Source organism: Celeribacter marinus (assembly GCF_965656515.1).
Classification (GTDB): domain Bacteria; phylum Pseudomonadota; class Alphaproteobacteria; order Rhodobacterales; family Rhodobacteraceae; genus Celeribacter; species Celeribacter marinus_D.
The window spans coordinates 3,389-7,467 of sequence record NZ_CBFHKW010000081.1; the positions used below are offsets into that span (position 1 = coordinate 3,389).

Annotated in this window: 5 protein-coding genes and 1 pseudogene; 4 read left to right on the forward strand and 2 right to left on the reverse strand. The window is 57.4% G+C overall.

Annotated elements, in window-relative coordinates; translation table 11 throughout:
- The 3 genes and pseudogenes from ACTG34_RS12850 to ACTG34_RS12860 all read left to right on the forward strand — a co-directional run.
- A pseudogene (locus tag ACTG34_RS12850) lies at positions 1–207 on the forward strand (ABC transporter ATP-binding protein); the annotation flags it as partial.
- Positions 208–311: 104 nt separating this feature from the next.
- Positions 312–941, forward strand: coding sequence for a MarC family protein (locus ACTG34_RS12855; protein ID WP_439105284.1), 630 nt, complete (start codon positions 312–314; stop codon positions 939–941).
- A 31-nt stretch (positions 942–972) separates the two neighbouring features.
- Entirely contained in the window at positions 973–1,551 is a 579-nt protein-coding gene (locus tag ACTG34_RS12860) for a retropepsin-like aspartic protease family protein (RefSeq protein ID WP_439105285.1), read from the forward strand.
- A gap of 8 nt (positions 1,552–1,559) precedes the next feature.
- On the opposite strand, the gene ACTG34_RS12865 is transcribed toward ACTG34_RS12860, so the two are convergent.
- Both ACTG34_RS12865 and ACTG34_RS12870 read right to left on the reverse strand, forming a co-directional pair.
- Entirely contained in the window at positions 1,560–2,027 is a 468-nt protein-coding gene (locus tag ACTG34_RS12865) for a DNA polymerase III subunit chi (protein ID WP_439105286.1), read from the reverse strand.
- 6 nt (positions 2,028–2,033) lie between these two features.
- Positions 2,034–3,500 (reverse strand): leucyl aminopeptidase, encoded by a 1,467-nt coding sequence (locus tag ACTG34_RS12870; RefSeq protein ID WP_439105287.1) that lies wholly within the window; start codon positions 3,498–3,500, stop codon positions 2,034–2,036.
- A gap of 170 nt (positions 3,501–3,670) precedes the next feature.
- Between ACTG34_RS12870 and ACTG34_RS12875 the strand changes: the two genes are divergently transcribed.
- Positions 3,671–4,079, forward strand: a 409-nt coding sequence (locus ACTG34_RS12875; RefSeq protein WP_439105288.1) for an LptF/LptG family permease, incomplete at its 3' end; no start/stop codon positions are given.

A 4,079-nucleotide genomic window follows, 5' to 3' on the forward strand; every position in this document is an offset into this window, starting at 1 on the left:
AATGCAAAGAAATGCGAAGAGCGGATGAGCAAATTGGAAGATATGTCCAAAAAGCTTCAGGTGAAACTGGCCGATCCTGCTTTGTATGAAGACAAAGAAGCGGCTGTGGTTTGGCAAAAGAAATACGCCGAAGTTTGCGGTGCACAAGAGCGTGCCGAAGAGATGTGGATGACCGCGCTCGAAAAACTGGAAAAGGCACAAGCCTAAGCGCGCGTTTCTCCGTCACGCGAGGTTACACGTCACAAAGATTGCGTTCGGCTCGCGCTCATGTTTGGGTGCGGGCCTCTTACATTACAAGATGAGGATGCGCCATGACCCACACCGAGATCATCACCGCCTTTGTGACGCTCTTCGTGATCATCGACCCCATCGGCCTTGCGCCGTTGTTTGTGGGTTTGACGCCGCGCCTTGACGCCAAACACCGCCGCGCCATTGCTATTCGCGCGGTGTTTATCGCCTTTTGCATCTTGACGCTATTTGGCGTCTTAGGCGACCAAGTGCTTGCGTTTGCAGGGATTTCCATGCCCGCCTTTCGCATTGCGGGGGGGATATTGTTGTTTTTGACTGCCCTTGAAATGTTGTTTGAAAAACGGACCAAACGGCGCGAAGAACATGCGCAACACCCCGAACATCAACCTGTCGAAGACCCCTCCGTCTTTCCATTGGCCACACCGCTCTTGGCCGGCCCCGGTGCGATCACATCAATGATTCTGCTCATAGACCAAAGCAACGGTCTCGTGGGCGCCCTTATTGTTGAGTTGGTATTGGTGTCCGTTCTCGCCATTGTGTTGCTGTTCTTTGTTGTGTCCGGCTTTATGGAAAAGGTCCTCGGTGCGACAGGCATCAATGTGGTGACGCGGATATTTGGTATGCTGCTTGCCGCACTCTCTGTCCAATTTGTGATCGACGGTGTGCGCGATGTGGTCGCTTTGTCCTACTGACATTCCCGTCACGCGCCCCTATCTATAGCACATGACCAGTGATGACACCGCACGCGTATTGTATTTGTCGCTCCTGCTTGGCGCAGTTGGCTTTTACTATCTGATCTCCAACCGCAAGCGGATGGGGCAAATGGTGCGCCATGCCGTGCTTTGGGCGTTGATCTTTATCGGCATCCTTGCGGGTGTGGGGCTTTGGACAGATGTGAAACCCCGCCTCGCGCCCGCCCAAATCAACCACGGCAATGGCGTTGTTGAGATCCCACGTGATCGCAGCGGGCATTATGTCGTCATCGCCAGCGTGAACGGCGCAGACGTTGAGTTTCTGGTCGATACTGGCGCGTCCAATGTCGTGTTATCCGCCGATGACGCCGCGCGCGTGGGTATCGATGTCGATGATCTTGCCTTTGTCGGTCAGGCCCAAACGGCCAATGGCACGGTACGAACCGCGCCAGTGCGCATTGACACGATGGAAATCGGCGGCATTCAGGACGACCGCGTCAAAGCCTATGTGACAGACGGCGAGCTGTTTGGATCACTGTTGGGGATGGAATATTTGCAGCGTTTCGAAAAGATCGAGATCAGCCGCGACAAGTTGATCCTGACCCGCTAACGCACACCCTATCCGTCCTTTTTATCGTCTGTGTCTGCCTTTTTCTCCCACCGACCCGAGTCCTCGGACCAGTATTGCGCGGTGCATCCCGCATCTGTGAGAGCCTTCCACTGGGTGCGCGCATGTGCGACTGCGGCCCCGTCATGCCCGTCGAACAAGATGCACACACGCTGCGCCGCGATAATCTCGGCGGCCGTGACATCCGCGCCCTCAATCGCCATCACACAACTTGCGCCATTGGCCCCTGATCCGGTCGTCAACAACACCGGTTGATCCGCGTCATGGTCGCCGCCCGCAATGCCGTGCGGCAAAAATCCTTCGCGTTGCCAGAGGCTTGCGTCGAGACGTTGAAGCGTTTGATCCACGCGCCCGCGCACCTCGACACGCCACCCCGCGCCGAGCGACTTCTCCACCAAGGTGGCCAAAGTCACGTCGAGCGGGTTGCGCGTGAGGTGATAGAAATAGGCGGCTCCCATCTGGATTTACTCCACCACAAGATCGTCGATGAGGCGGTTAAGCGCCAATACGCCCCACCCTGTAGCCCCCTTTGGCGCCATTGCAGTCGGAGCTTTGACCTCGGCCACGCCCGCGATATCGAGGTGAATCCACGGCGTGCCCTCTTTGACGAAGCGCTGTAAATACTGCGCCGCCGTAATCGACCCTGCGGGACGCCCGCCCACGTTTTTCATGTCGGCCACATCGGATTTGAGTTGCTTGTCGTAGGACGCGCCAAGCGGTAGGCGCCATGCGCCCTCACCCTCGATCTCTGCGGCCTTAAGGAAGGATTTGCAAAACGCGTCATCGTTGGAAAACACACCTGCGTTATCATGGCCCAATCCGATGATGACCGCGCCCGTGAGGGTCGCCAGATCGATCATACCGCGCGGAGCAAAGCGCTCTTGCGTATACCACATGACGTCACACAGAACCATGCGGCCCTCCGCGTCCGTGTTGATGATTTCGACCGTGTCGCCTTTCATCGATTTGATCACATCGCCGGGGCGGATCGCATTGCCGTCTGGCATGTTTTCGACCAAACCGACAAGGCCCACAACGTTTGCCTTGACGCCGCGCAAAGCGATGGATTTCATCACCCCGGCCACAACGCCCGCGCCGCCCATGTCCATGGTCATATCTTCCATGCCAGCGGCCGGTTTGATGGAAATGCCGCCTGTGTCAAACACCACGCCTTTGCCCACGAGGGCCAATGGCGCGTCACCTTTGACGCCCTTGTTCCACTGCATCACCACGACCTTGGACGGGCTGCGCGAGCCCTGCCCCACGGCCAAAAGCGTGCGCATACCAAGCGCCTCAAGCGCGGGTTCATCGAGCACTTCGACCTCGACACCCAAGGCTGTGAGCGCCTCGAGGCGGGTGGCAAATTCGGTTGTGGTCAGAATGTTTGCAGGCTCGGTGACGAGATCGCGGGTGAAAAACACCCCCTCGGCCAAGGCACTGACAGACGCTGCATCGACCTCCTCGGGTTTGCTCACAGCGACCGTGACATGTGGCACGTCTTTGGCGGGCCCAGCAGAGGTATGATCGGTGAATTTATAGGCTTTGAGCAACGCGCCAAGGGCAATATCGCCGCCACGTTTGGGGTTGGTCACTTGAATAAGCGCGCCCTTTTTGCCCATGGCCGCTCCGATTGTGGCCCCCGCTTTGCGTGCCAGATCGGATGAGGTGTTGCGCGCCAGTTTCACAATCAAAAGCGTTTCGCTCGTAAGGCCCACCGGAAACGCAAGCGTCATCGCATCGCCTTCGTCCAATGCGGCAAATCCTGCGCTGTCGACAACGCGTTTGACCGCCCCTTTGGTGAGACGGTTCACGCGCCGCGCGGCTTGTCCCAATACGGCGTCCGGACCGATCAAAACAGCAACCAACGCCTCGCTGGTCGCAATTGCGTCGAGATCAGGTTCGATAACGGTCAAGTTGGCGGGTGATGTCATGGGGCAACTCCTAAAATCTGACGGGCCGCGCGTGCAGTATGCATATCGGCCTTTTTGTCATTGGTAACGGGCGCACGCGACCGTGACCAGAGCACTTTCCCGCTTTCAGCGCGCCACAGTTGACGTTAATATTAGGAACAAGTTGCGTGTAGTCCTCGGGGGGGCACTCTTTGGGACGATTCGACAGATACCTTTTTCAACAGTTGCTGATGCTGTTCGGGTTCTTTTCGCTCGTTTTGATTCTGGTGTTCTGGGTGAATTCGGCGGTGTCGCTCCTTGATAAGTTGCTTGGAGACGGGCAATCCGCGCGGGCGTTTTTCTACCTTACCTTGTTATCGCTGCCCTCGGTGATGTCGCGCGTGCTTGCGATTGCCGGATTTGCGGCGGCCGTGTTCGTCACAAACCGCCTCTCAAATGAATCCGAACTGGTTGTGGTGCAGGCCTCTGGATATTCGCCCTATCGCTTGTCACGCTCCGTTTTCGTCTTTTCCATCGTTGTAACGCTGATGATCGGGGTGTTGTCACACGCCCTCGTTCCGATGTCGCTGCGCGAAGGCGCGTTGCGGCGCGCCGAGCTGG